This is a genomic window from Stenotrophomonas sp. As-7, from assembly GCF_030291015.1.
Taxonomy (GTDB): Bacteria; Pseudomonadota; Gammaproteobacteria; order Xanthomonadales; family Xanthomonadaceae; genus Stenotrophomonas; species Stenotrophomonas lactitubi.
This window is the reverse complement of the sequence record NZ_CP127405.1, coordinates 656,215-682,118: the sequence shown is the minus strand read 5'-3', so window position 1 is coordinate 682,118 and position 25,904 is coordinate 656,215. Positions and strand designations below refer to the sequence as shown.

Here is a 25,904-nt window from a genome sequence, read left to right as displayed (position 1 = left end):
GGACAGAAAACCGAGCGCATGCGCCGTGCGGTTACTGCGGGATGAACAGATTTGAAACGGGGGTCAAGTGTTAACGGCATCTTTGCGAATCGTCAAGAGTTTGACGCAGCAAAAGCCATTGCCGTGAAGCAGTTCACTGTTTCACTTGTTTATGTACGTATTTTGTTAGGCGTACGTGAGGAAATCCTCACATATGAAAACGTATGTAACTGATGGCCAGCACAGGAGTTTCCGTATTCAAAAAGAAAAACCCGCCGGTTTCCCGGCGGGTTTCCATACGCGATGGCATCGTCAGCTGCGCAACGCGTGTGCGATCAGCCGCACCACACCCGTGCGTTGCGGAACATGCGCATCCACGGTGAATCGCCCTGCCACTCGGCCGGGGCCCAGCTCAGGTTGAGCGCGCGCGGGGTGCGCTCCGGGTGCGGCATCATGATGGTCACCCGGCCGTCGGTGCTGGTCAGGCCGGTGATGCCGTCGGGCGAGCCGTTCGGATTCAGCGGGTACTGGCTGGCGACGTTGCCGTTGCCATCGATGTAGCGCAGCGCGACGCGGGCTGTGGCCTGGTCGACGGCGTTGTCGAACACCGCCTGGCCTTCGCCATGCGCCACCGCCACCGGCAGCCGCGAACCGGCCATGCCACGCAGCAGGATCGACGGCGACTCCACCACTTCCAGCAGCGCGGTGCGGGCTTCGAACTGCTCACTGGCGTTGCGGCGGAACTGCGGCCAGTGCTCGGCACCGGGGATGATGTCCTTCAGCTGGCTCATCATCTGGCAGCCGTTGCACACGCCCAGGGCGAAGCTGTCCTCGCGCGCGAAGAACGCGGCGAAGGCATCGCGCAGCGCAGTGCGCTCGAGGATCGAGGTCGCCCAGCCCCGGCCGGCACCCAGCACGTCGCCGTAGCTGAAGCCGCCGCAGGCGACCAGGCCGGTGAAGTCCTGCAGCGCCACGCGGCCTTCGATGAGGTCGCTCATGTGCACGTCGAATGCGCGGAAGCCGGCACGTTCGAAGGCGTTCGCCATTTCAATCTGGCCGTTGACGCCCTGTTCGCGCAGGATCGCAACGCGCGGACGCGCCCCGGTCTGCACGAACGGTGCGGCGACATCCTCATTGGGATCGAAGCTCAACTTCGGCTTCAGGCCCGGCGCAGTGAAGGCGCGGGCGATCTCGCGCTCGGCATCGGCGTTGGCCGGATTGTCGCGGCGCTTCTGCATCGCGTGGGTGACCGACCACCAGGCATCGAACAATGCTTCCCAGCGCCATTCGGCCAGCGAGTCACCGCCCAGCGACACCCGCACCACCGGCGCGGTGGTCGGCTTGGCGATGCGCTGCGCGCACTCGGTCAGCGCGTGGCGCTCGACCAGGTCGGCGAACGCGGCGCGGTCTTCGCGTGCGATCTGCACAACGGCGCCCAGCTCTTCATTGAACAGGCTGCGGAACGGATCATCGCCCCAGGCGTCGAGGGTGATGTCCAGGCCCAGGCGCGAGGTGAAGGCCATTTCGCACAGCGCGGCGAACGCACCACCGTCGCTGCGGTCGTGGTACGCGCGCAGCAGGCCGGCCTGGCGTGCATCGCGGATCAGCTCGAAGAAGCCACGCAGGCGCTGCGGGTCGTCCAGGTCCGGGGCGGCGCCGGCGAATGCCGGCAGGTCGCCATGGTCGGCGTGCACCTGGGCCAGGATCGAACCGCCCAGGCGCTGCTTGCCGGCACCGAGGCCGATCAACCACAGCTCGCTGTCGATATCGCGGTCCAGCAGCGGGGTCAGCTGCTGGCGTGCATCGGCCACCGGCGCGAACGCGGTGATCACCAGCGACACCGGCGACACGCTCTTGTGCACCTCGCCCTGGTCGTGCCACTGCGCCTGCATCGACAGCGAGTCCTTGCCCACCGGGATGCTGATGTCCAGCTGCGGGCACAGTTCCATGCCCACCGCCTTCACCGCGTCGTACAGCAGCGCGTCTTCGCCCGGGTGGCCGGCCGCGGCCATCCAGTTCGCCGACAGCTTGATTTCATCAAGCGCATCGACCGGGGCCGCGCACAGGTTGGTCAGCGCTTCGCCCACGGCCATGCGGGCCGAAGCAGCCGCGTCCAGCAGCGCCAGCGGCGTGCGTTCGCCCAGCGCCATCGCCTCGCCGGCCACGCCGTCGAAATCGGCCAGGGTGATCGCCACGTCGGCCACCGGCAGCTGCCACGGGCCAACCATCTGCTCGCGCGCGGTCAGGCCGCCGACGCTGCGGTCGCCGATGGTGACCAGGAAGTTCTTGGAGGCCACCGTCGGGTGCGCGAGCACGCGCAGACCGGCTTCCTGCAGGTCCAGTCCACCGGTCTTCAGCGCCGGCCAGCGCGGTGCCGGCGGGTGCGCGGTATCGCGGTGCATCTTCGGCGGCTTGCCGAACAGCACGTCCATCGGCAGGTCGATCGGCGCGTCGGCCGGGATGTTACCCGGCACGGCGCCATAGGCCACCACCAGGTGTTCGGCTGCGGTGGCGACACCGACCGCAGCGAACGGGCAGCGCTCACGTGCGCACAGCGCCGCGAATTCGGCCAGGCGCTCCTGCGCCACACCGAGCACGTAGCGCTCCTGCGACTCGTTGCACCACAGCTGCATCGGCGACAGCGACGGATCGTCGGTGGGCACCTTGCCCAGGTCGATGATGCCGCCCACGCCGGAATCGTGCAGCAGTTCGGGAATGGCGTTGGACAGGCCACCTGCACCGACGTCATGGAAGAACTTGATCGGGTTGTTGGCACCCATCGCCACGCAGCGGTCGATGACCTCCTGGCAGCGACGCTCCATTTCCGGGTTGTCGCGCTGCACGCTGGCGAAGTCCAGATCCTCGGCGCTTTCACCGGAGGCGACCGAACTGGCGGCACCGCCGCCGAGGCCGATCAGCATCGCCGGGCCGCCGAGCACGATCACGGCATCGCCGTCCTGCAGCAGGATCTTGTCGACCTGCACGCGATCGATGGCGCCAAGGCCACCGGCCAGCATGATCGGCTTGTCGTAGGCGCGTACCAGGTCGGCGCCTTCCGGCAGTTCGAAGCTGCGGAAGTAGCCGAGCAGGGCCGGGCGGCCGAACTCGTTGTTGAACGCAGCGCCGCCGAGCGGGCCGTCGGTCATGATCTCCAGCGCCGGCGCCATGCGCGGGTTCAGCGCACGCGGCGCCTCCCACGGCTGCGGCAGCTCGGGAATGCGCAGGTGCGAGACCGAGAAACCACTCAGGCCAGCCTTCGGCTTGCCGCCACGACCGGTTGCACCTTCGTCGCGGATTTCGCCACCGGCGCCGGTCGACGCGCCCGGGAACGGCGCGATCGCGGTCGGGTGGTTGTGCGTTTCCACCTTGATCTGGAACGCGCTCGGCACCTGTGGTTCGCGGCGGTACTCGCCGCTGGCCGGGTCCGGGCGATAGCGCGAGGCCGGGTGGCCTTCGATCACCGCCGCATTGTCGCTGTACGCGCTGAGCGTGTGCTGCGGCGTCTGCTGGTGGGTGTTCTTGATCATCCGGAACAGCGAGCGGTCCTGCTCCTGGCCGTCGATGGTCCAGCTGGCATTGAAGATCTTGTGCCGGCAGTGCTCGGAATTGGCCTGCGCGAACATCATCAGCTCCACGTCCGACGGCGACCGGCCCAGCGCGGTGAAACGCTCGCGCAGGTAGTCGATCTCGTCCTGCGCCATGGCCAGACCGAGGCGCTGGTTGGCGGCCTCCAGCTGGTCCACCGGCACGCGCTCCAGTTCGCCACGGGCCGGGCTCGAGAACAGGGACTGGCCCTGATCGACGGTCTCCAGCACCGACTGCGTCATCGGGTCGTGCAGCACCTTGATCAGTGCCTGCTGGGCGGCGGCATCGGCCGGCCATCCCAGTACGTCGATGCGCAGGCCACGCTCGACCCGGCTCACCGGCTGGCCGGCACCGCGGACCAGTTCGCTGGCCTTGCTCGACCACGGCGACAGCGTGCCCAGGCGCGGCACCACGATGCGGCTGACCGCACCGTCCGCGACCGCCTCGGACTGCGGGCGGGCTTCCAGGATGCGGCACAGGGTGTCGACGTCGGGGGCGGCAGTGCCCTCGGCCTGCACGAAGTAGACGTGCCAGGCACCGCTGATGCGCAGGGAGGGAGCGATGGACTGCAGGCGGGATTCAAGACGTTCGCGGCGGAACGGCGACAGGGCGGGCGCGCCCTCGAGGACCATCATGTCCGGGGAACCGTAGTTGGGAAACGGGCCCGACATTGTACCGGAAGCGGGAGTAGGCTTCGGCCGGGCGGCGCCCGGCACCCGCAGAGGCCAGAGCCAGAGCCGAAGCAACGGCAACAGCCAAAGCGACAGCGGGCATTCCGTGGGATGGCGGGGCGGGTCCGGTGGCGGGGGACGCCGTAAACCCGTCCCTGGGGGCTTGGCCGCGGCATCCATGCCGCGGACACCCCCGCCACCGGACCCACCCTGCCTTCGACAGACCTCCGCGATCTGTTGGTAGATCCACGCCATGCGTGGATGCTCCTTGGTTACCGACCGCTGGCCGGCAACCACAGGAATGTCTGGAATCAAACGCCTGAGAGCGAAGCGATCGGCGTTTGATTTTGATTTTTTGTTCGTCTTTCGTGGCTGGCGCCCGCATGAACCTGTCGGGGGCCGGGTGGGTGGGGTCAGGCGGGGTGTCCGCGGCATGGATGCCGCGGCCAAGCCCCCAGGGATGGGTTCACGGCGTCCCCGCATGACCCCACCCGCCCGGCCCAACCCCGGAACCTGCTCTAGATGCCAACCACGAAGGGGCTCTGCCGATGGCTGCCGACCGCGCGCCAGCGCCGCGCTCGCCCAAATCCCCGAACCATGCGCTCGCTCACGGATTGACCACGCAATTGATGACAACGTTGTCCCCACCTGGCGCCGGACTCTCTCCCCGGCCCACCAGGTACCTCCGTCCGCCCCCTCCGTCGCCTTCCCGGGCGATGTCCGGACCCTGCGTTACGTGCGGCGCCGTCGTGGCCCGTGCGCCAACCATCGATCGGAGACACACCATGTACGACCCGCTTGTGCAGAGTGCCGATGTACGCAGTGCCCGCCCTTCCCTTCATCGCTGTCGCCCGCACCGTCTGGCCTGGCTGCTGGCCCTCGCCGGGGCCGTTGCCCTGCCCGGCCTGGCCCAGGCCGCCAGCTGTGCCGGCGTGGCCGAATGGGACCAGGCCAAGATCTACCGGAGTGGCGATACCCTGCAGAAAGGAGGCGTCCTCTACCGGGCGAACCAGGACATCTGGAACGCGCCGCCGGACCATCCGGCCGGAGCGCCCTACTACACCAACCTCGGCGCCTGCGACGGCAGCGGCGCCAACCAGCCGCCGGTGGTCAGTCTGACCTCGCCGGCCAACGGCGCCACCTTCAGCGCCGGCAGCACGGTCAACGTGACCGCCAATGCCAGCGATGCGGACGGCAGCGTCAGCAAGGTCGAGTTCTTCCGCGATGGCAGTTCGCTGGGCGTCGACACCAGCGCGCCGTACAGCGCCAGCTGGGCCAACGCCAGCGCCGGCAGCCATACCCTGCGCGCGGTCGCCACCGACAACAACAACGCCACCGCCAGCACCGCGACCATCACCATCACCGTCAACGCGGCCAGCGGCGATACCACCGCACCCAGCGTGCCCGGCGGCCTGGCCGTGGGCACCCGCACCGCCAACAGCATCGCCCTGAGCTGGAGCCCGTCCACCGACAACACCGGTGGCAGCGGCCTGGCCGGCTACGACGTGTACCGCAACGGCAGCCTGGTCGGTTCACCGTCCAGCGCCAGCTATGTCGATGGCGGGCTGACCGCCTCCACCAGCTACAGCTACCGCGTGCGCGCCCGCGACAACGCCGGCAATGCCTCCGCGCAGGGCACGGCGGTGACCGCCAGCACCCTGGCCGGCGACGGTGGCACCACCGGCAAGCGGGTCATCGGCTACTTCACCCAGTGGGGCATCTATGGCCGCAACTATCGGGTCAAGAACATCGACAGCAGCGGTTCGGCCGCGCGCCTGACCCACATCAACTACGCCTTCGGCAACGTGCGCAACAACCGCTGCGAAGTGGGCATCACCCAGGCGTCGGATCCGAACAGCGGTGCCGGTGGCGATGCCTTCGCCGACTACACCAAGGCCTTCGGTGCCGGCGAAAGCGTGAGCGGCAGCGCCGACACGTGGGACCAGCCGCTGCGTGGCAACTGGAACCAGCTCAAGCAGCTCAAGGCCAAGTATCCGGGCATGAAGGTGCTGATCTCGCTGGGTGGCTGGACCTGGTCGCGCGGCTTCTCCAGCGCGGCGCAGCCGGCCAATCGCCAGGCCTTCGTCGCCTCGTGCATCGACGCCTACATCAAGGGCAACCTGCCGGTGACCGACGGCGCCGGTGGCCCTGGCGCAGCGCTGGGCGTGTTCGACGGCATCGACATCGACTGGGAATACCCGGTGGCCTGCGGTATTGCCTGCGGCACGCCCGAGGACAATGCCAACTTCACCGCGCTGATGGCCGAGTTCCGCCGCCAGCTCGATGCGGTGCGTCCGGGCCTGTTGCTGACGGTGGCGGTCGGCGCCGGCATCGACAAGATCCGCGTCACCGATCCGGCCGCGTACCACCCGTACCTGGACTACATCAACGTGATGACCTACGACTTCCACGGTGCGTGGGATGCGAAGACCAATCACCAATCGGCGCTGTTCGATTCGCCGAGTGATCCGTCCACCGGCGACCAGAAGCTGTACAACAGCAATGATGCCATCGAGGCCTTCATCAGCCGCGGTGTCCCCGCCGCCAAGCTCAACCTGGGCATCGGTTATTACGGGCGTGGCTGGACCGGCGTGACCAACGTCAACAACGGCCTGTACCAGAGCGCCACCGGTGCGGCACCCGGCACGTATGAAGCCGGCATTGAAGACTGGAAGGTGCTGAAGAACCTGGCGTGGCAGGGCTACACCGACAACACCGCCGGTGCCACCTGGATCTACAACGGCAGCACACTGTGGAGCTTCGATACCCCGGCCAACATCACCCGCAAGATGGGCTACGTGAAGACCCAGGGACTGGGCGGTGCGTTTGTCTGGGAGTTCAGCGGCGACGATGCGCAGGGCACGCTGACCAAGGCGGTCAGTGATGGCTTGAAATAAGCAGACAACCGGGGATGCGACTGGCATCCCCGGTTTCCAACCTGTGGAGCCGAGCCCATGCTCGGCTGATGTGTCCGCAGCCGAGCATGGGCTCGGCTCTACAGAAAAAGGTCAGCGGCGGTCAGCGCTTGGCCGACAGCTTCTCCAGCGCGGCACGCAGCTGCGCCGGCGGCAGGTAGCCGCCGAGCTGGGTGCCATCCGGCGCGAAGATGGCCGGCGTACCGTTCACCCCCAGCTGCTGGCCCAAGGCGTACTGCATGGCCACCGGGTTGGTGCAGTTCTTCGCGGCCACCGTGCCACCGCGCTTGGCATTGGTCAGCGCCTGGCGACGATCGGCCGCGCACCAGACCGAGATCATGTCGGTGTAATCCTTGCTGCCCAGGCCCATGCGCGGGAACGCCAGATATTCAACGGTGATGCCGTTGCGGTTGAGCTCGGCGATGTCCTGGTGCAGCTTGCGGCAGTAGCCGCACTCGATGTCGGTGAACACGCTGATGGTGTATTTCGCGTTCGGCGCGGCAAACACGATGCGGTCGCCATGATTGGCCTTGGCCAGCAGGTCGCGACGGTAGCCCAGCAGGCCTTCGCTGTTGGCCGGGCTCTTGGCGCGGGTGTCGTAGGGCTGCGACTGGAACAGGTAACGGCCGTCGTCGGAGACGTACAGCAGCTGGCCGGAGACCACCACTTCACGGAAGCCCGGGAAGGGCGCGGCGCCGATGTAATCCACCTGGAAGCCGGGGTTGAGCTCGGTCAGTGCCTTGCGCACGGCCTGCTCGGCCGGGCCATTGGCCGCGGCGGCAGGACCGGCCTTGGCTGCCGCTGCGGCGGGCGCCTTTGCGGCGGGCGGGGCGGGCTGGGCGCAGGCACTCAGGCTGAGCGCGCCGAACACGGCGGCGATGGCGAATCGGAGCATGGAGCAGTCCGCAGCAGAAAGAAGACTTCGGATTCTGACACAGCCATCCTGAGCGGTCCGCGATGCCGCGCACAGGCCCGGCAGGGTTCAGCCGTGGGCTCAGCCGCGTGGATGATGGCGGGCGTGCAGTTTCTGCAGGTGTTCGCGTGCGACCAGCGTGTAGATCTGGGTGGTGGACAGCGAGCTGTGGCCCAACAGCATCTGCAGCGCGCGCAGATCGGCGCCACGGTTCAGCAGGTGGGTGGCGAAACTGTGCCGCAGGCCATGCGGACTGATCCGCGCCGGATCGATACCGGCCACCGCCGCATAACGCTTGACCAGGTGCCAGAACGCCTGGCGGGTCAAGCCATGCAGCGCCGGTTCGATGAACAAGGGCGTCTGCCCGTCGGCCAGCGCCTGCACCTTGCCCTTGCCCACCAGTTGCGGTCGCGACTGCTGCAGATAGCGTTCCAGCCAGTACTGCGACTCCTCGCCCAGCGGCACCAGGCGCTCCTTGCTGCCCTTGCCGGTCACCCGCAGGACGCCCTGGCGCAGATTCACTGCCGTGGCGGGCAACAGCACCAGCTCGCTCACGCGCAGCCCGGCGGCATACATCAGTTCCAGCATGGCGCGGTCGCGCAGGCCGAGCGGACTGTCGATATCCGGCGCCGCCAGCAGCGCATCGATCTGGCTTTCGGCCAGCGCCTTGGGCAGCAGCCGTGGCAGCTTCGGCGGATCGAGCAGTGCGCTGGGATCTTCACTGCGTTCGCCACGGCGCACGGCGTCGGCGAAGAACGCACGCAGCGCCGACAGCAGCCGCGCATTGCTGCGCGGCGACCAGTTGTGGCGGGTGCGCCAGGCCAGGTAATCGAACAGCCCGGCGCGTTCAACACCGGCCAGACCGCCGTCGCGCCCATCACACCAGCGCGCCAGGCCTTCGAGGTCGCGGCGGTAGCTGTCCAGGGTGGCGCGGGCCAGGCCGTGCTCGGCCCAGATCGCGTCGAGGAAACGCTGGATGCGCTGGCCGTCCTCGCTGCGCAGCTCGGGCAGTTGCTGGACCAGCTGACGACGTTCGGCGGGAGTGGAAGTGACGGCCATGCACGCAGGATACGAGGCCGACTGCGGGCACGGCCAGCATTGCGTATGCTCGGCACATGTCGAGCCCCGCCACCGATGCGGCCCACGTCGCCGCTGATACGCCCCGCCCGCGCGCGCTGCTGCTGTGGCGCCTGCTGGCGATGATCTATGACGCGTTGCCGGTGCTGGCCTTGTGGATGCTGGCCGGCACCGTGTTCACCCTGGCCTATACCTTCAGCGGCCATGCGCAGCGCGACAACATCGCGCCTTTCAGCGCCTGGCAATGGCTGCTGTGGGCAGTGTGCTGGGCAATGACCGGGTGGTACGCGACCGCCAGCTGGCGACGCGGCGGGCAGACCTTGGGCATGCGCCCGTGGCGCTTGAAGCTGGAATCACGCGACGGCACGCCGTTGCGACGCGGCCAGCTGTGGCTGCGGTTCGCGGTGGCCACGCTGTCGTTGCTGCTGGGCGGAGTGGGCTTCTGGTGGGCGCTGGTGGATCGCCAGCGGCTGACCTGGCACGACCGCGCGAGCGCCACGCGGCTGCTGCGGATGCCGAAGCGCTGACCTGTGCTGGCAGCGCCGGGCAGGGCCCGGCGGACGTGGGATATCGCACACCTTCGCCGGGCAGGGCCCGGCGCCACCGGAATCAGCCCGATTTGCGCCGGAACAACAATCCGGACACCGCCAGCATCACGATCGGCGGCAGCGCGTAGGCAATGCGGTAGTCGAACTTCAGCGCGCCGGCCATGCGACCGAAGAACAGCTGCAGCAGCCAGAACGCCAGCGCGAACAGGATGCCCAGGAACAGGCGCTTGCCCATGCCGCCACTGCGCAGCGAACCGAACGCGAACGGCACCGCCGCCAGGCACAGCGCCAGCACATTCAACGGATAGAACCAGCGGCTCCAGTACACATCCTCATAGTCGCGTGCATCCAGCCCGTTGCGCTCGCGGTAGGCGATGCTGGTGCTCAGTTCGGACACGCTGAGGTTGCGCGGCTTGGCGATGCCGGTGGCCAGCGCCCCGGCATCCAACTTGGAATTCCACGGCTCACGGGCCACTTCCTGGCGCGTTGCCGAACGCTCGCCGAAGGTGTCGCGGCGCACGCCGGTCAGCACCCAGCCGTCCTTGTCATGCTCGGCGGTGGCGGCATGGGTCAGCGTGCCCACCCGCCCGTCCTCGTTGATCCTGTAGAGGCGCACGTCACGCAGAATCAGCCGGGTGCCCTTGTCGCCGACCAGCTGTTCTTCGCCCGTCTGTGCGTTGAGGAAGGTGTCACCCTCGCGCGCCCACAGCCCGGAGTAACGCGCTACCGCAATGTCGGTGCCCCACTTGGCACTCATCTTCAGCGAATCGGCGCGGTTCTGGCCCCACGGCCCCAGGGTCTCGGCGCTGATCACCATCAGCCCGGTCAGCAACGACAGGGCGATCGCCACCGACACGCTCAGGCGCTTGCGCGACAGGCCCAGCGCGCGCAGCGCGGTCAGCTCCGAGGTCGCGGCCAGCTGACCCAGGCCCATCAGCGCGCCGATCACCGCTGCGGTCGGGAACATCGTGTAGGCCCGGCGCGGCACGGTGTACAGCACCCAGGCTGCCGCATGGCCCAGCGAATAGCCGTTCTTGCCGATGTCCTTGAACTCGCCGGAGAAGGCCATCAGCACGTCCAGGCCGACCAGCACCGCCCAGGTCAGCAGCACGGTACCCAGCACCGCGCGGCCCAGGTACAGATCGAAACGCATCGGTCGCAGCATCATGCGCGGGCTCCCTTCGGGCGGGCCATGCGGCCGTCACGCGCGTACATCCAGATCGCCAGTGCCAGCAGCGGCAGGGTCAGCCACCACAGGCCAAGCGCCGACGGAATCTGGCCGTTGGCAATCCAGCCGCTGCCGATGAACATCATGTTGGTGCCGACCATGTAGGCCAGCAGGGCCAGCATCATCCGGCCGTAACGCTGCTGGCGCGGCGAACTGCGGCCCAGCGGCACGGTCAGCAGGGCGAAGGCCAGCGCGATCAGCGGCGGGGCCAGGCGGCGGTGCAGCTGTGCCTGCGCCTCGGGACGCTTGTCGCCGAACAGCGCGGTGGTCGGCATCAGTTCGGGATCATCACTCTTGCGGGCCTCACTGCCGTCGGGCAGGGCCACGTCGTTGCGGGCGAAGGTCGCCAGACGGTAATCCAGTGCGCCGGCCGCCGGCCCTTCCAGCTGGTGGCCATCATCCAGTTCCAGGAAGCGCTGGCGGGCGCCTTCGAAGTACATGCGACCGCTGGCGGCGGACACCACTTCAAGGCGATCCTCCTTCTGCCGCTGCAGGAACACCCGGCCCAGCTGGCTGCCATCGGGGGAGATCGAGGCGACGTAGACCACGCCGCCATTGGGCAGCGGGGTGAACCGGCCAGGCTCCAGGCCGGCCATCAGCACGCTGCGGTTGGCGTCCTGGATCATCTGTTCTGCGGTGCGCTGGGCCCAGGGCCCCAGCCACAACGAACAGGCGCCGACCACCGCGATCACCGGCAGCACCAGCAGCAGCAGGGGCTTGAGCAGGCGTTTGGGGCCGACACCGATGGCGGTGATGACCGCCATTTCCGAGTCGCGGTAGAGGCGGGCGATGGCCAGCAGCAGGCCCAGCATCAGTGCCAGCGGCAGGATCAGCGGCATGTAGACGATGAACTGCAGGCCCAGCTGCGAGAACAGCAGCTTGGCCGGCAGCCGCCCGTCGGCGATGTTGCCGAGGATGTCCACCAGCACGCCGCCCACGCTGACCACCAGCAGGACGATCAGGGTAGCCAGGAAACTCTGGACGAAATCGCCCAATAGATAGCGGTCGAGCTTCAACATGGGGCGGTGGTTTAAACTCTCAGGTTCGTTCGCGGTGCCGCCCAGTCTAGCGTCTGGGCGTAAACGGTCCGCGATTGTACGGACTTGCCAATGGAATCTGCTCAATGGCTCTCGAATTCACCCTGAACCACCTCGCTGCGGCTTCGGCCGCCGTTGACTGCCTCGTCGTCGGCGCCTATGCCGACCATACCCTGACTGCGTCCGCGCAGGCACTGGATGCTGCAAGCGGTGGCCGCCTGGCCGCCCTGGCCCAGCGCGGCGACCTGTCCGGCAAGACCGGCGCTACCACCCTGCTGCACGACCTGCCGGGCGTGACCGCCCCGCGCGTGCTGGTGGTCGGCCTCGGCGATGCCGCCCGCTTCGGCGTGCCGCAGTACCTGAAGGCAGTCGGCGATGCTGTGCGCGCGCTGAAGGCCGGCGCTGCGCGCAGCGCACTGTTCACCCTGTCCGAAGTGACGGTGAAGGACCGCGACGCGGCCTGGGCGATCCGCCAGGCGGTGATCGCTGCCGACCACGCGGCCTACCGCTACACCGCCACCCTGGGCAAGAAGAAGGCCGACGATGCCGGCCTGGCCCAGCTGGCCATCGCCGGTGAGGATGCGCAGGCCCTGGCCCAGGGCCAGGCCATCGCTGCCGGTGTCGAGTTTGCCCGCGAGCTGGGCAACCTGCCGCCGAACTACTGCACCCCGGCCTATCTGGCTGAAGTGGGCGTGAAATTCGCCGGCGAGCATGACGGTGCCGAAGCCGAGATCCTCGACGAGACCCAGATGGAAGCGCTGGGCATGGGCTCGCTGCTGGCCGTGGCCCGTGGCTCGGCCAACCGCCCGCGCCTGGTGGTGCTGAAGTGGAGCAATGGCGGCGACGCCAAGCCCTACGTGCTGGTCGGCAAGGGCATCACCTTCGATACCGGCGGCGTCAACCTGAAGACCCAGGGCGGCATCGAAGAGATGAAGTACGACATGTGCGGTGGCGCCAACGTCATCGGCACCTTCGTCGCTGCGGTCAAGGCCAAGCTGCCGTTGAACCTGGTGGTGGTGGTGCCGGCGGTGGAAAACGCCATCGACGGCAATGCCTACCGCCCGTCCGACGTCATCACCTCGATGTCGGGCAAGACCATCGAAGTCGGCAACACCGACGCCGAGGGCCGCCTGATCCTGTGCGACGCCCTGACCTACGCGCAGCGCTTCGAGCCGCAGGCGCTGGTCGACGTGGCCACCCTGACCGGTGCCTGCATGGTCGCCCTCGGCCACCAGACCGCCGGCCTGATGAGCAAGCACGACGACCTGGCCAACGAGCTGCTGGCCGCCGGCGAGCAGGTCTTCGACCGCGCCTGGCGCCTGCCGCTGTGGGACGAGTACCAGCCGATGCTGGATTCCAGCTTCGCCGACGTCTACAACATCGGCGGCCGCTGGGCCGGTGCCATCACCGCCGGCTGCTTCCTGTCGCGCTTCGCCGAAGGCCAGCGCTGGGCCCACCTGGACATCGCCGGCGTGGCCAGCGATGAAGGCAAGCGCGGCATGGCCACCGGCCGTCCGGTCGGCCTGCTGAGCCAGTGGCTGCTGGACCAGGTCGCCCGCGCCTGACGCTGTACCTGACCCTGGCCGGCAACCGCCGGCCGGGGCCTCGCCGCTCCAGCCGTCAGCCGGCATGGATCGGCACCTGCCTCACTTGGATGCCGCCATGCCCCGCGCCGACTTCTACCTGATCGCCAAGCCCCGATTCCTGACCGAGCCGTTGCGCCTGGTCTGCGAACTGGCGCGCAAGGCCAACGACGCCGGGTTGTTCACCCTGGTGCTGGCCCGCGACCAGGCCCAGGCCGAAGAACTGGACGAACTTCTCTGGTCGTTCGACGACGATGCCTACATTCCGCACCAGATCGTGGGTGAGGACGTGGACGAGGAAGAGGCGCTGGTGCTGATCGCCCCGCCCGGTGGCGAGGCGCCCGTGCGGCCGCTGGTGATCAACCTGCGCGACGAACCCTGGCTTGGCCAGTGCGAGCGCGTGCTGGAAGTGGTGCCGGCCGATCCGGAAGCGCGCGAACCGCTGCGTGAGCGCTGGCGCCAGTACAAGACCGCCGGTTACGACCTGAACAAGCACGACATGTAAGCCCTGCGAGGACCCCTTGATGCGCCTGCTGATCGCCCTGATTCTTCCCTGGCTGTCCTTTTTCACCATCAGCCGGCCCTTTGCCGGCATCGTCTGCCTGATCCTGCAGATCACCCTGATCGGCTGGCTGCCCGCCGCGATCTGGGCTGCCTATTCGGTCAGCCAGTACCACACCGACCAGAAGATCCGGCGCACCCTCGGGTCGCGCTGATCTCCCTTCCCGCCTTGATGACTGGTTCCCCCGCATGACCCAACTCGCCTCCAGCTACGACCCGAAGTCCTTCGAGACCGACCTCTACGAGGCCTGGGAGAAGGCCGGCCATTTCAAGCCGTCCGGCAAGGGCGAGCCGTACACCATCCTGCTGCCGCCGCCGAACGTGACCGGCACCCTGCACATGGGCCACGCCTTCCAGCAGACCCTGATGGATGCGCTGGTGCGCTACCACCGCATGCGCGGCTACGACACGCTGTGGCAGGTCGGTACCGACCACGCCGGCATCGCCACCGAGATGGTGGTCAGCCGCAACCTGGCGCTGGAAGGCAACGGTGAGACCCGCGATTCGCTGGGCCGCGAGGGCTTCATCGGCAAGGTGTGGGAGTGGAAGCAGCAGTCCGGCGACATCATCGAACGGCAGATGCGCCGCCTCGGTACCTCGGCCGACTGGTCGCGCAGCACCTTCACCATGGACCCGCAGCCGTCCGAAGCGGTGATCGAAGCCTTCGTGCGCTGGCACGAACAGGGCCTGATCTACCGCGGCCAGCGCCTGGTCAACTGGGATCCGGTGCTGAAGACCGCGATTTCGGACCTGGAAGTGGAGAGCGCCGAGGAAGACGGTTTCCTGTGGTCGATCGCCTACCAGCTGGATGAAGGCCTGAGCTACGAGCACGTCGAGCGTGATGCCGACGGCGTCGAAACCCTGCGCGAAACCCGCGATTACCTGGTGGTCGCCACCACCCGCCCGGAAACCCTGCTGGGCGACACCGCGGTGATGGTGCACCCCGAAGACGAGCGTTACCTGCACCTGATCGGCAAGAACGTGGTGCTGCCGCTGACCGGCCGCCGCGTGCCGGTGATCGCCGACGATTACGTCGACCGTGCGTTCGGCACCGGCGTGGTCAAGGTCACCCCGGCGCATGACTTCAACGATTACCAGGTGGGTGTGCGCCACAGCCTGCCGATGATCAACCTGTTCACCCCGGTGGCGGCGATCAACGACAACGCGCCGGAACGTTTCCAGGGGCTGGACCGTTACGACGCGCGCAAGGCCGTGCTGGGTGAACTGGAAGACCTGGGCATCCTGGTCGAGACCAAGGCGCACAAGCTGCAGGTGCCGCGTGGCGACCGTACCGGCCAGGTGATCGAGCCGTACCTGACCGACCAGTGGTTCGTGAAGATGGACGAACTGGCGCGTCGTGGCCTCGAGCTGGTCGAAGACGGTTCTATCGCCTTCGTGCCGCCGAACTGGATCAACACCTACCGCCACTGGATGACCAACATCCAGGATTGGTGCATCAGCCGCCAGCTGTGGTGGGGCCACCGCATTCCGGCGTGGTTCGATGCCGCCACCGGCAGCTGCTACGTCGGCCGCAGCGAAGAGGAAGTGCGGGCGAAGAACAATCTCGGCAGCGACGTGGTGCTGAGCCAGGAAAGCGACGTGCTGGAGACCTGGTTCTCCTCGCAGCTGTGGCCGTTCTCCACCCTGGGCTGGCCGAACGAGCAGGCGATGGCCGAGCGCGGTTTCGACCGCTACCTGCCGTCGTCGGTGCTGATCACCGGCTTCGACATCATCTTCTTCTGGGTGGCGCGCATGATCATGGCCACCGACAACCTGACCGGCAAGGTGCCGTTCAAGGACGTCTACTTCACCGGCCTGATCCGCGATGGCCAGGGCCAGAAGATGTCCAAGAGCAAGGGCAACGTGCTCGATCCGCTGGACATCATCGACGGCATCACCATCGATGACCTGGTGGCCAAGCGCACCGGTGGGCTGATGCAGCCGCGCATGGTGGAGAAGATTGAAAAGGCCACGCGCAAGGAATTCCCGGACGGCATTGCCGCCCATGGTGCCGATGCGCTGCGCTTCACCATCGCCGCGCTGGCCACCCATGGCCGCGACATCAAGTTCGACATGAACCGCGCCGAGGGCTACAAGAACTTCTGCAACAAGCTGTGGAACGCCAGCCGCTTCACCCTGATGAACACCGAAGGTGCGGCGTTCACCGGCGTGCCGACGCCGCGTACCGATGCCGAGCGCTGGATCCTCTCGCGCCTGGCCGCTACCACCGCCGAAGCGCAGGGCCATTTCGCCGCCTATCGCTTCGACCTGCTGGCGCAGTGCCTGTACGAATTCGCCTGGAACGCGTTCTGCGACTGGTTCCTGGAGCTGAGCAAGCCGGCGTTGAATGGCGCCGATGCCGCCGACGCTGACAGCACCCGCCACACACTGTTGTATGTGCTGGAAGCGCTGCTGCGCCTGCTGCACCCGCTGACCCCGTTCATCACCGAACAGCTGTGGCAGCAGCTGGCCCCGCGCCTGGGCCTGGCCGAAACCACGCTGTCGCTGCGTCCGTATCCGACCGCCGCCGAGTTCGAGGGCGATCATGCGCAGGCCGAGGCCGACGTTGAGTGGTTGAAGGCGGTGATCAGTGCCGTGCGCCGCGTGCGCAGCGAACTGAACGTCGCCCCGTCCAAGCTGGTGCCGCTGCGCCTGCTGGCCGGCCAGGAACATGCCGGACAGAACCAGGACCGCGTGCGCATCGAGCGCTTCAGTGCCTCGCTGTCGTTCCTGCTGAAGCTGGACAGCATCCAGTGGCTGGCCGACGCGCAGAGTGCGCCGCCGGCAGCCGCCGCGATCGTCGGTGAGCTGAAGCTGCTGGTACCGCTGGAAGGCCTGGTTGATCTCGATGCCGAGCGCGCGCGCCTGGACAAAGAGATCAAGCGCGTGGAAGGCGAGCAGGAAAAGAGCGAGACCAAGCTGGCCAAGTTCTCCGACAAGGTGCCGCCGGCGGTGATCGAGCAGGAGCGCGTGCGCCTGGTCGACTGGAACAACCAGCTGGCTGGCCTGCGCGAGCAGCGCGCGAAGCTGTAACGCCTCGCCGGTGGGTGTGGACCGTGGTCCGCACCGCTGTGAAGTGCCAACCAAGGTTGGCACCTGCCCTGCAGAACGATGTGCCGACCAAGGTCGGCACCCACCCCTGCGTTTTGGCATCATCACCCGATGCCACTTTCCATCTTCCTGCTGGTCCTCGCTGCCGCGGCACTACATGCCAGCTGGAACGCGATCGTCAAACGCGGACCGGACAAATTCCTCGGCACCGTACTGGTCACCGGCAGCGCCGCGCTGTTGTCTGCGCTCGTCTTGCCGTGGCTGCACTTCCCTGCCGCGGAAAGCTGGCCGTGGCTGGGCGCGTCGGTGCTGCTGCAGGTGACGTACTACGCGTTGGTCGCACGCTGCTACCAGCAGGTCGACATGAGCCTGGCGTATCCGATGATGCGCGGCTGCGCGCCGATCCTGGTTGCGCTGGCCGGCGCCGTGCTCGGCGAACGCCTGCCGCCGTCGGCCTGGCTCGGCGTCATCCTGGTGAGTGGCGGCATCCTGTGCATGGCCCGCGGCGCACGCAGTGGCCAGCTGCGGCTGCCGTTGCTGACGGCGGCGATGATCGCCACCTACACGCTGGTCGATGCGCAGGGCGCACGGCTGTCCGGCAATGCGCTGAGCTACACGTTGTGGCTGTTCCTGCTGTCGGGCATTCCGTTGCCGCTGTGGGCGCTGCATCGGCAGCGCGGCAAGTTGCTGGCGTATGCGCGCCAGCACTGGCCGCTGGGTGTTGCCGGCGGCATCGGCACCACCGCCTCGTATGCGATGGCGCTGTGGGCGATGACCCAGGTGCCCGTGGCCATGGTGTCGGCGCTGCGCGAATCGTCGATCCTGTTCGCGCTGCTGATCTCGGTGTTCCTGCTGCGCGAGCGGGTGACGCGCGCGCGTTGGCTGGCGGCGGCGTTGATCGTGGCCGGCGTGTTGGCCCTGCGGCTGGCGTAAACAACGCATCGGTAGCGCCGGGCCATGCCCGGCGAGCGCAGCGGCCATGCGACGCCGATTACAGCGGCGGCATCGTCTCCAGCTCGCCGTCCACCAGTTCGATCGCCATCACCAGTGCATCTTCGCGCCCCTGCGCAGCAGGGTAATAGCGAGGGCGCCGGCCGATCTCGTTGAAGCCTTCGCTGTGATACAGCGCCAGGGCTGGCGTATTGGACGGACGCACTTCCAGGAACACTCGCTGCGCGCCTCGATCAGCGGCCAGGCGGACCAGCGCACGCAGCAGCTCACGGCCGAGCCCACGCGACTGCACCAGCGGATCGATGCAGATGTTCAGCACATGCGCTTCATCGGCAGCGAGGCTGAGCACGCCATAGCCGATCAACAGGCCATCGCGCTCCATCGCCAGGCCGGGATATCCGGCACGCAGGCAATCCAGGAAAATGCCGCGGGTCCACGGATAGGGATAGCCACGCACTTCGATGGCCATCACCGCGTTGAGATCGCTCTCGCGCAGTGCACGCATCGCTACCGGCCCGGGCTGGCTGACCGCACTCATGCGGTTCCGCCCTTGCGCAGTGCGCGCAGCTGCGGCCACAAGGCGCGCTTGGCTGCGGGGTCGCGACGCAGTTGTTCCAGCGGCCAGCTTTCCATCAGCGTCTGTGTGGCCGGGTCGTTGGGATTGCAGCCCGAGGCACGCAACAGCGCGATCTGCAGGCGATCAGGCAGGCGCACCAGCGGCTGGCGCGCGTTACCGGTGGGCAGCGGACGGGCCGCCGCCGGTACGGTATCCGGCGCCGCCACCGGCACGGCAGTGCGTGGTGGCGCGCGCTCGGGCCGAGGTTCCGGCGCCGCGTCGCGCTGGCTGGGTGCGTGCTGCATCGATGGTGGCGCCGTGCGCGTCGGCGCGACCGGCGCGACCGGCGCGGGTGCCGATGCTGCCGCCTCGGCCACGCTCAGCTGCAACGCCGCCTCCATCTCGGCAGCCAACTTGCCATCGTGATAGACGGTGTAGCCCATGGCCTGCAGCCAGGCCTGCTGGGCCGGGGACCACAACACGGGCAGGTCCTGGCTCACGCCGCCTCGGGCTTCTTGCGCAGGCGCTGCACGCCCCACATCACCGGGCCTGACAGCGCGTACAGGATGCCGACGACGAACAACACGCGGGGCAGGTCGATCACCGCGATGGCGATGGCGATCGGCACCAGTGCCAGCACCAGGAACGGGACGCGGTCCGAACGTGCGCCCTCCTTGGCCGCGCCGCCCTTGAAGCTCCAGAAGCGGATGCGGCTGACCATCAGCAGTGCGGCGACCAGGGTCACCGCCAGCGCCACGAAGCGCAGCTCGTTGCCGTTCCAGCCCAGGGTGCCATCGGCGAAGGCCCAGACGAAGGACATCATCAGGCCGGCGGCAGCCGGGCTGGCCAGGCCGACGAACCAGCGCTTGTCGACCACGGCCACCTGGGTGTTGAAGCGCGCCAGGCGCAGCGCCGCGCAGGCGGCGTACAGGAACGCCACCGCCCAGCCCAGGCGACCGACCAGCTCACCGTCGTATTTCAGTTCCGACAGGGACCAGTGGTACATCACCAGGGCCGGCGCCATGCCGAAGCTGACCAGATCGGCCAGCGAGTCGTACTGCACGCCGAACTCGCTGCTGGTGCCGGTCAGGCGCGCGACACGGCCATCGAGGCCATCCATCACCGCCGCCACGAACACGGCGATGCTGGCATTGACGAAATCCCCGTTGGCCGCGGCGATGATGGCGTAGAAGCCAGAGAACAGCCCAGCCGTGGTGAACAGGTTGGGCAGCAGGTAAATCGTGCGCGAGCGCGGCGGCGGTGTGATCGGGTCCATGGAATCCAGTTTAATCGACTTGCCAGCGGTCGGCGCCAATGCTGCAATCGGCGTTCTACGCCCATTCTGCGGAGTTTGCCATGCGTGCCCTGTCCTGCCTGGGATACCTGCTGCTGTTGGCCAGTACCACTGCGCTGGCAGGCCCCGTCTACAAGTGGAAGGACGCCAGGGGCGTGACCCAGTATTCGGAAACGCCGCCGGCCGGGGCCAAATACGAGACCCGAGCCCAGGCCAGGACACCGGCGACGGACGCGGCCCCGGAGCCTTCCGCCGCGCCGGTACCGGAACAATGCAGTACCGCCCGCGCGAACGTGGCGCTGCTGGAGGGCAGCGGCCCGGTGATGCAGGACACCGATGGCGACGGCAAGGCCGATACCGCGCTTACCCCGGAACAGCGCAGCGCGCAGAAGGGCCTGGCCGAGGCGGCAATCAAGGCGTACTGCCCACCGGCGGGTTGAAGGGGGGATCGGCCGGGCGGCGCCCGGCACCCGCCGAGGCAACGGCCGAAGCAACTGCAACGGCGGCTTCCTGGGGGATGGCGGGGAGGCGTGGGTGTGCAGGACACGCCGTAAACCCATCCATGGGGGCTCGATGGCGCCATCCATGGCGCCAACGGTCCTGCACACCCACACCGCCCCGCCTTCGACAGTTTCCCGGTGGCCAGTAGATCCACGCCATGCGTGGATGAATCTCCATCGAAATCGAATATTTCGACAATTGATCGAATGATCGAAGAGCATCCACGCGTGGCGTGGATCTACTGTCGACCAAGGTCGACACCTACCAAGAGCAGGCCATGCCATCCAGACAGATTGCGGAGATCTGTCGAAGGCGGGGTGGGTCCGGTTGCGGGGGCGTGAGCCGCATGGATGCGGCGACCGAGCTTACAGGGACGTACTTGCAGCGTCCCCCGCAACCGGACCCACCCCGCCATCCCACGGAATACCCGCTTTTGACGTTGCCGTTGATTCGGCGGGTGCCGGGCGCCGCCCGGCCGATACCCCTCCCCCGGCCGGGCTGGCAGAATAGGTGTCTCTGCCGTAATCCGAAGCCGACGATGCGCCTCTCCCAGTTCCACCTGCACACCACCAAGGAAACCCCCAGCGACGCCGAGCTGACCAGCCACCGGCTGATGCTGCGCGCGGGCATGATCCGCAAGCTCGCATCCGGCCTGTACACCTGGTCGCCGCTGGGCCTGCGCGTGCTGCGCAAGGTCGAACGCATCGTCCGCGAGGAAATGGACCGTGCCGGTGCCGTCGAATTCCAGATTCCGACCATCCAGCCGAAGGAACTGTGGGAGCAGACCGGCCGCTGGCAGAAGTTCGGCCCGCAGCTGCTGAAGATCAAGGACCGCAAGGAACAGACCTTCTGCTACAGCCCCACCGCCGAAGAAGCGGCCTGCGATTTCGCGCGCAGCGAACTGTCCAGCTACAAGCAGCTGCCGGTGAACTTCTACCAGATCCAGACCAAGTTCCGCGACGAGATCCGTCCGCGCTTCGGTGTGATGCGTGCGCGCGAGTTCCTGATGAAGGACGCCTATTCGTTCCACCTGCACGACGAAGACCTCGTGCGTGAGTACGAAAACATGAAGGTGGCCTACAGCCGCATCTTCACCCGCCTGGGTCTGGACTTCCGCATGGTGCAGGCCGATTCCGGCGCGATCGGCGGTGACGCCTCGCAGGAATTCCACGTGATCGCCGATTCCGGTGAAGACGCGCTGGTGTTCTCCACCGGTTCTGACTACGCCGCCAACATGGAAGCGGCCATTGCCGCCGATCCGGCTGCGCGCGCTGCGGCCAGCGAAGCGCTGCGCAAGGTCGAGACCCCGATCCAGAAAACCTGCGAAGACGTTGCCGCCCTGCTCGGCATCGACCTGCAGCGCACCGTGAAGTCGGTGGCGCTGATCGCCGGTGAAGGCAAGGAACAGCAGTTCGTGCTGGTGCTGGTGCGTGGCGACCACGAGGTCAATGAGATCAAGCTGGGCAAGGTTGCCGGCCTGGACGAGCAGCGTTTTGCCAGCGAAGCAGAGATCGCCGACTACCTCGGCAGCGTGCCGGGCTTCCTCGGTCCGGTCGCGCCGGCCAAGCCGATCCGCGTGGTCGCCGATCGCGAAGTGGCGGCGATGTCCGACTTCGTCGTGGGTGCCAACGAGGCCGGTTTCCACCTGGCCGGCGTCAACTGGGGCCGCGACCTGGCGGAACCGGAAGTGGCGGACATCCGCAACGTGCGTGCCGGTGATCGTGCGCTGGATGGCGGCGAACTGAAAATCGCCCGCGGCATCGAAGTTGGCCACGTGTTCCAGCTGGGCCGCACCTATGCGAAGGCGCTCGATGCCACCGTGCTGGACGAGAACGGCAAGGCCGCGGTGATGACGATGGGCTGCTACGGCATCGGTATTTCGCGTGTGGTTGCCGCAGCCATCGAGCAGAACCACGATGACGCCGGCATCATCTGGCCCGACGCGATGGCGCCGTGGCAGGTGGTGGTCTGCGTGATCAATCCGAAGGGCGACGCTGCCGTGGCCGATGCGGCCGCAGGCCTGCTGCAGGAGCTGCGCGACGCCGGTCTGGATGCCGCACTGGACGACCGCGGTCTGCGCCCGGGCGCGATGTTTGCCGACATGGAACTGATCGGCATCCCGCACCGGGTGGTGGTCAGCGAGCGCGGCCTGGCCGCAGGCACCTTCGAGTACCGCTCGCGCCGCGCCGCCGAAGCGGAGAGCCTGGACAAGGCCACCCTGCTGCAGCGCCTGCAGGATTGATCGGAAAAGACCGGGGTATACCCCGGTCTTTTTTTGCCGGATGGCCGCCCCCGGAAAATCGCAGCGGACATAATCCGGTCAAAATGGTCGCAACCGGGCCAGCCAGCCGACAGACGGTGACCGCAACTGTTTGTGCTGGGATTAATTCCTCATTACTCTGTCCCGCGACGCCACGGACCGGCTCGTCCCTGTCCCTAAATTAGTTTCTGGAGTAATCGTTGATGAGCATCGACCTGACCGGCCTGTCGGCACGTGAGCTGGGCGCATTGATCCGCACAGCCAAGAAGCAGCAGACCATCGTCGCCAAGCGTCGCCCGATCACCAAGGTGCGTGCCCAGCTGAGCAAGCTGGCCAAGACCGAGGGTTACACCATCGAGGAACTGTTCGGTGGTGAACCCGCACCGCGCGCGCGCAAGGTCGCCAAGGCCACCAAGGCCCCGTCCAAGACCGCCGGCCGCAAGCTGGGCAAGGTTGCACCGAAGTACCGCAACCCGGCCAACCCGAAGGAAACCTGGACCGGTCGTGGCAAGCAGCCGCGCTGGATGGCCGAGCTGACCGCCAAGGGCAGCAAGAAGCCGGAAGATTTCCTGATCAAGAAGGCCTGAGGCCAGATCGGGTCGCAATGAAAAACGCCGGCGAAAGCCGGCGTTTTTTTTGGGGTAGCGCCGGGCCATGCCCGGCGAGCGCAGCGGTTGGTTTCCCGATCCGCCGGGCATGGCCCGGCGCTACCGCCCCCGATCACAGCGTCTTGCGCGCCGGCATCAGCAGGTTGCCGAACAGCAGGCCGGCGACCAGCGCCATCACCACGTTCAACACGGTCAGGAACACGCTCTGGCCGGCGCCCACGTCCTGTTGCTGGACCAGGGTCAGCACGCCGCGCAGGCTGGTGCTGCCAGGCACCATCATGATGATGCCCGGCAGGCGGATGATCGCGCCGGGACGGCCGACCACGCGCCCGAACAGATTGCCGCCGGCGGTCAGCAGCATCGCCGACAGGAAGATGCCGGCCGGCGTACCCCAGGCATGACCACCAAATTTGGAGATCGCGTAACCGGCCACCGAGGCGGCGATCACCCACGGATAGTCGCGACGATTGGCCTTGAACAACATGGCGAAGGCGAACGCCGCCGTCAGCAGCGAGCCCCACTCGACCCACGGCCCCTGTGGCCGCGAGGCACGGATCATCGGGTCCAGCCCCAGCACATCGGCCAGGGTCACCGCGATCATCGCGCCGACACTGAGCTTCATGATCGTGGTCAACGCGCCGGCAAAGCGCGCGGTGCCGGACACCCAGTGCTGGCTGGCCAGTTCATTGACCGCATTGGTCAGCGACATGCCCGGCAGCAGCACCACCAGCGAAGCGATGATCACCGTGTTGAGATTCAGCGCGCCCACGAAGGTGGCAACCACGGTGGCGACCAGGCCGGCCAGCAGCGCCGCCAGTGCTTCGGCCGCTTCACGGCTGGCCGGGCGCTTGTCGGTGACCATGCCGAGCAGGCCGATCAGCAGGCCGATGACACCGGCGGTGGCGATGTCCAGCCACGGCAGCTTCCACATGCCTGCCACGCCGGCCGCACCGAGGGTGAAGGACAGGATGGTGCGCAGCTTGCCGCGCCGGCCCGGATCCTTGTCCAGCTGGCGCAGCGCGGTGTGACCCTGGGCGATGCTCATGCGGCCGTTGGCCACTTCTTCGGCGATTCCGTCAGCCACGCTGAGCTTGTGCAGGTCGTTCTCGCCGGGCGCCAGCCGGATCACCCGGGTGATGTCACTGGAGCCGATGGCCTGCGCCGGATCGCTGAAACTGAGGATGATGCCGGTGGGGTTCGACCACGGTTCACAATCCAGATCGAGCTGCCGGGCCAATGCAACCACCGCCGCTTCCAGGCGCTGGGCCGTGGTGCCGTAGCTGTGCAGGCGGCCGGCGATCTCGGAAACGAAGGCCACGCGCTGCGCGTAGGTGGCCTGGGGCGTGGGGATCGTGTGAGCGTCTGCAGACATGCGCCGTAGTATTACCTACGTCAGGCTCTGCTGGAGAAATTCATCCTGGTTCGACGCGACGTGCAATTCAGAACGGTTATGCTGCGACCCGAATGGCCCCCATGACCCCGACCCACGCCCCCCAGCTCGAACAGGACGCTCAGGATCCGGGACTGATCCGGCTGTCCGGCCACTGGACCCTGAAGACCGCGCTGGCCGCGGCCGAAGTGCTGCGTGGCGTTCCGGACACGCTGACCGGCATCGACGCCACCGGCATCGAGCTGCTCGACTCCGCCGGCGTACTGCAGGTGCTGCGCGTCGCCCATCGCGCTGACCTGAGCGAAGACGCACTGCGGTTCCGCCCGGACCACCAGGCGCTGGTGTGCACCATCGAGGAAGTGGCCGACGACCGCCCGAAGCCGAAGCGTGACTTCGGCGTGCTGGCGGCACTGGAGCGGCTGGGCGTCAGCGTCCATGCCACGGGCCACAACATCAAGGCGCTGTGCAGCTTCCTCGGTGAGAACCTGGTCAAGGCCGCACGCCTGGTCAAGGAACCCCGACGTTTCCGCCTGACCGCGACCGTGCACCAGATGGAGCAGGTCGGGCTGGACGCCGTGCCGCTGGTCGCGCTGCTGTCCTACCTGGTCGGCGCAGTGATCGCCTTCCTCGGCTCGACCATCCTGCGCGATTTCGGCGCGGAGATCTTCGTCGTCGAACTGGTCAACATCGCCTTCCTGCGCGAATTCGCCGTGCTGCTGACCGCGATCGTGCTGGCTGGCCGCACCGCCAGTGCGTTCACCGCGCAGATCGGTGCGATGAAGGCACGCGAGGAGATCGATGCGATGCGCACCCTGGGGCTCGACCCCATCGACCTGCTGGTGCTGCCGCGCCTGGTCGCGCTGCTGGTGACGCTGCCGCTGCTGACCTTCATCGCGATGATCGCCGGCCTGGCCGGCGGCATCACGGTCGGCGCGTTCGACCTGGATATTCCGCCGCAGATGTACATCGCGCGCATGCACGACACGATGGAAGTGCGGCACATGCTGGTGGGCCTGTCCAAGGCACCGGTATTTGCGCTGGTGATCGGCCTGATCGGCTGTCTGGAAGGCCTGAAGGTCGAAGGCACCGCACAGTCGGTCGGCGAGCGCACCACCTCCAGCGTGGTGCAGACGATCTCGCTGGTGATCATCATCGACGCCTTCGCGGCGTTGTGGTTCATGCACATGGACTGGTGA

General features: G+C 67.4%; 20 protein-coding genes. 11 read left to right on the top strand and 9 right to left on the bottom strand.

The window, feature by feature from the left end:
- Positions 1 to 314 precede the first annotated feature (314 nt).
- Positions 315 to 4,199 carry a phosphoribosylformylglycinamidine synthase gene (purL, locus tag QP457_RS03115; RefSeq protein ID WP_205405320.1) on the bottom strand — a complete coding sequence of 1,295 codons (3,885 nt, stop codon included), beginning with the start codon at positions 4,197 to 4,199 and terminating at the stop codon, positions 315 to 317.
- An 821-nt stretch (positions 4,200 to 5,020) separates the two neighbouring features.
- On the opposite strand from purL, the gene QP457_RS03110 reads away from it, so the two are divergent.
- Positions 5,021 to 7,132: a glycosyl hydrolase family 18 protein gene (locus tag QP457_RS03110; protein WP_205405321.1), complete on the top strand. Its 2,112-nt coding sequence runs from the start codon at positions 5,021 to 5,023 to the stop codon at positions 7,130 to 7,132.
- A gap of 121 nt (positions 7,133 to 7,253) precedes the next feature.
- Here QP457_RS03110 and QP457_RS03105 read toward each other — a convergent pair whose 3' ends face one another.
- Positions 7,254 to 8,045, bottom strand: coding sequence for a DsbC family protein (locus tag QP457_RS03105; RefSeq protein ID WP_180166714.1), 792 nt, complete (start codon positions 8,043 to 8,045; stop codon positions 7,254 to 7,256).
- A 99-nt stretch (positions 8,046 to 8,144) separates the two neighbouring features.
- Positions 8,145 to 9,122, bottom strand: coding sequence for a site-specific tyrosine recombinase XerD (gene xerD / locus QP457_RS03100; RefSeq protein ID WP_205405322.1), 978 nt, complete (start codon positions 9,120 to 9,122; stop codon positions 8,145 to 8,147).
- Between the two features lie 56 nt (positions 9,123 to 9,178).
- On the opposite strand from xerD, the gene QP457_RS03095 reads away from it, so the two are divergent.
- Positions 9,179 to 9,667 carry an RDD family protein gene (locus QP457_RS03095; RefSeq protein WP_205405323.1) on the top strand — a complete coding sequence of 163 codons (489 nt, stop codon included), beginning with the start codon at positions 9,179 to 9,181 and terminating at the stop codon, positions 9,665 to 9,667.
- An 82-nt stretch (positions 9,668 to 9,749) separates the two neighbouring features.
- Here the strand turns inward: QP457_RS03095 and lptG are convergent, their stop codons facing one another.
- Positions 9,750 to 10,856 carry an LPS export ABC transporter permease LptG gene (gene lptG, locus QP457_RS03090; RefSeq protein ID WP_205405324.1) on the bottom strand — a complete coding sequence of 369 codons (1,107 nt, stop codon included), beginning with the start codon at positions 10,854 to 10,856 and terminating at the stop codon, positions 9,750 to 9,752.
- On the bottom strand, positions 10,853 to 11,935 hold the full coding sequence (gene lptF, locus QP457_RS03085; protein WP_100551516.1) for an LPS export ABC transporter permease LptF: 1,083 nt from the start codon (positions 11,933 to 11,935) through the stop codon (positions 10,853 to 10,855). Before lptF ends, lptG begins: the two co-directional genes overlap by 4 nt.
- 104 nt (positions 11,936 to 12,039) lie before the next feature.
- Between lptF and QP457_RS03080 the strand changes: the two genes are divergently transcribed.
- The 5 genes from QP457_RS03080 (at position 12,040) to QP457_RS03060 (ending at position 18,081) form a co-directional block, all read left to right on the top strand.
- Entirely contained in the window at positions 12,040 to 13,518 is a 1,479-nt protein-coding gene (locus tag QP457_RS03080; protein WP_205405325.1) for a leucyl aminopeptidase, read from the top strand.
- A 97-nt stretch (positions 13,519 to 13,615) separates the two neighbouring features.
- Positions 13,616 to 14,041 (top strand): DNA polymerase III subunit chi, encoded by a 426-nt coding sequence (locus tag QP457_RS03075; RefSeq protein ID WP_025879359.1) that lies wholly within the window; start codon positions 13,616 to 13,618, stop codon positions 14,039 to 14,041.
- Between the two features lie 19 nt (positions 14,042 to 14,060).
- On the top strand, positions 14,061 to 14,252 hold the full coding sequence (locus QP457_RS03070; protein ID WP_205405326.1) for a YqaE/Pmp3 family membrane protein: 192 nt from the start codon (positions 14,061 to 14,063) through the stop codon (positions 14,250 to 14,252).
- A gap of 34 nt (positions 14,253 to 14,286) precedes the next feature.
- Positions 14,287 to 17,130, top strand: a complete 2,844-nt coding sequence (locus tag QP457_RS03065; RefSeq protein ID WP_180166710.1) for a valine--tRNA ligase — start codon at positions 14,287 to 14,289, stop codon at positions 17,128 to 17,130.
- 129 nt (positions 17,131 to 17,259) lie between these two features.
- On the top strand, positions 17,260 to 18,081 hold the full coding sequence (locus QP457_RS03060; protein ID WP_205405327.1) for an EamA family transporter: 822 nt from the start codon (positions 17,260 to 17,262) through the stop codon (positions 18,079 to 18,081).
- Between the two features lie 58 nt (positions 18,082 to 18,139).
- On the opposite strand, the gene rimI is transcribed toward QP457_RS03060, so the two are convergent.
- From rimI to pssA, 3 genes are read right to left on the bottom strand one after another with little or no spacing between them, the layout of a single operon-like run.
- On the bottom strand, positions 18,140 to 18,637 hold the full coding sequence (rimI, locus tag QP457_RS03055) for a ribosomal protein S18-alanine N-acetyltransferase (protein ID WP_180166708.1): 498 nt from the start codon (positions 18,635 to 18,637) through the stop codon (positions 18,140 to 18,142).
- Complete coding sequence (locus QP457_RS03050; protein WP_205405328.1) at positions 18,634 to 19,155, bottom strand: hypothetical protein; 522 nt, start codon at positions 19,153 to 19,155, stop codon at positions 18,634 to 18,636. Before QP457_RS03050 ends, rimI begins: the two co-directional genes overlap by 4 nt.
- Positions 19,152 to 19,931, bottom strand: coding sequence for a CDP-diacylglycerol--serine O-phosphatidyltransferase (gene pssA / locus QP457_RS03045; RefSeq protein WP_099820368.1), 780 nt, complete (start codon positions 19,929 to 19,931; stop codon positions 19,152 to 19,154). Before pssA ends, QP457_RS03050 begins: the two co-directional genes overlap by 4 nt.
- A gap of 80 nt (positions 19,932 to 20,011) precedes the next feature.
- Between pssA and QP457_RS03040 the strand changes: the two genes are divergently transcribed.
- The 3 genes from QP457_RS03040 to QP457_RS03030 all read left to right on the top strand — a co-directional run bounded on the left by QP457_RS03040 (position 20,012) and on the right by QP457_RS03030 (position 23,297).
- Positions 20,012 to 20,389, top strand: coding sequence for a DUF4124 domain-containing protein (locus tag QP457_RS03040; protein WP_205405329.1), 378 nt, complete (start codon positions 20,012 to 20,014; stop codon positions 20,387 to 20,389).
- Between the two features lie 599 nt (positions 20,390 to 20,988).
- Positions 20,989 to 22,692, top strand: a complete 1,704-nt coding sequence (locus QP457_RS03035; protein ID WP_180166705.1) for a proline--tRNA ligase — start codon at positions 20,989 to 20,991, stop codon at positions 22,690 to 22,692.
- Between the two features lie 221 nt (positions 22,693 to 22,913).
- Positions 22,914 to 23,297, top strand: a complete 384-nt coding sequence (locus QP457_RS03030; RefSeq protein ID WP_089238647.1) for an H-NS histone family protein — start codon at positions 22,914 to 22,916, stop codon at positions 23,295 to 23,297.
- 133 nt (positions 23,298 to 23,430) lie between these two features.
- Here the strand turns inward: QP457_RS03030 and QP457_RS03025 are convergent, their stop codons facing one another.
- Positions 23,431 to 24,690 (bottom strand): threonine/serine exporter family protein, encoded by a 1,260-nt coding sequence (locus QP457_RS03025; RefSeq protein WP_025878492.1) that lies wholly within the window; start codon positions 24,688 to 24,690, stop codon positions 23,431 to 23,433.
- A 92-nt stretch (positions 24,691 to 24,782) separates the two neighbouring features.
- On the opposite strand from QP457_RS03025, the gene QP457_RS03020 reads away from it, so the two are divergent.
- Positions 24,783 to 25,904, top strand: a complete 1,122-nt coding sequence (locus QP457_RS03020; RefSeq protein WP_205405330.1) for an ABC transporter permease — start codon at positions 24,783 to 24,785, stop codon at positions 25,902 to 25,904.

What these genes read in the sequence shown, in the direction of transcription:
- purL (WP_205405320.1), bottom strand. Translation starts at nt 4,199, where the DNA reads ATGATGGTCCTCGAGGGCGCGCCCGCCCTGTCGCCGTTCCGCCGCGAA.
- QP457_RS03110 (WP_205405321.1), top strand. Translation starts at nt 5,021, where the DNA reads ATGTACGACCCGCTTGTGCAGAGTGCCGATGTACGCAGTGCCCGCCCT.
- QP457_RS03105 (WP_180166714.1), bottom strand. Translation starts at nt 8,045, where the DNA reads ATGCTCCGATTCGCCATCGCCGCCGTGTTCGGCGCGCTCAGCCTGAGT.
- xerD (WP_205405322.1), bottom strand. Translation starts at nt 9,122, where the DNA reads ATGGCCGTCACTTCCACTCCCGCCGAACGTCGTCAGCTGGTCCAGCAA.
- QP457_RS03095 (WP_205405323.1), top strand. Translation starts at nt 9,179, where the DNA reads ATGTCGAGCCCCGCCACCGATGCGGCCCACGTCGCCGCTGATACGCCC.
- lptG (WP_205405324.1), bottom strand. Translation starts at nt 10,856, where the DNA reads ATGATGCTGCGACCGATGCGTTTCGATCTGTACCTGGGCCGCGCGGTG.
- lptF (WP_100551516.1), bottom strand. Translation starts at nt 11,935, where the DNA reads ATGTTGAAGCTCGACCGCTATCTATTGGGCGATTTCGTCCAGAGTTTC.
- QP457_RS03080 (WP_205405325.1), top strand. Translation starts at nt 12,040, where the DNA reads ATGGCTCTCGAATTCACCCTGAACCACCTCGCTGCGGCTTCGGCCGCC.
- QP457_RS03075 (WP_025879359.1), top strand. Translation starts at nt 13,616, where the DNA reads ATGCCCCGCGCCGACTTCTACCTGATCGCCAAGCCCCGATTCCTGACC.
- QP457_RS03070 (WP_205405326.1), top strand. Translation starts at nt 14,061, where the DNA reads ATGCGCCTGCTGATCGCCCTGATTCTTCCCTGGCTGTCCTTTTTCACC.
- QP457_RS03065 (WP_180166710.1), top strand. Translation starts at nt 14,287, where the DNA reads ATGACCCAACTCGCCTCCAGCTACGACCCGAAGTCCTTCGAGACCGAC.
- QP457_RS03060 (WP_205405327.1), top strand. Translation starts at nt 17,260, where the DNA reads ATGCCACTTTCCATCTTCCTGCTGGTCCTCGCTGCCGCGGCACTACAT.
- rimI (WP_180166708.1), bottom strand. Translation starts at nt 18,637, where the DNA reads ATGAGTGCGGTCAGCCAGCCCGGGCCGGTAGCGATGCGTGCACTGCGC.
- pssA (WP_099820368.1), bottom strand. Translation starts at nt 19,931, where the DNA reads ATGGACCCGATCACACCGCCGCCGCGCTCGCGCACGATTTACCTGCTG.
- QP457_RS03040 (WP_205405329.1), top strand. Translation starts at nt 20,012, where the DNA reads ATGCGTGCCCTGTCCTGCCTGGGATACCTGCTGCTGTTGGCCAGTACC.
- QP457_RS03035 (WP_180166705.1), top strand. Translation starts at nt 20,989, where the DNA reads ATGCGCCTCTCCCAGTTCCACCTGCACACCACCAAGGAAACCCCCAGC.
- QP457_RS03030 (WP_089238647.1), top strand. Translation starts at nt 22,914, where the DNA reads ATGAGCATCGACCTGACCGGCCTGTCGGCACGTGAGCTGGGCGCATTG.
- QP457_RS03025 (WP_025878492.1), bottom strand. Translation starts at nt 24,690, where the DNA reads ATGTCTGCAGACGCTCACACGATCCCCACGCCCCAGGCCACCTACGCG.
- QP457_RS03020 (WP_205405330.1), top strand. Translation starts at nt 24,783, where the DNA reads ATGGCCCCCATGACCCCGACCCACGCCCCCCAGCTCGAACAGGACGCT.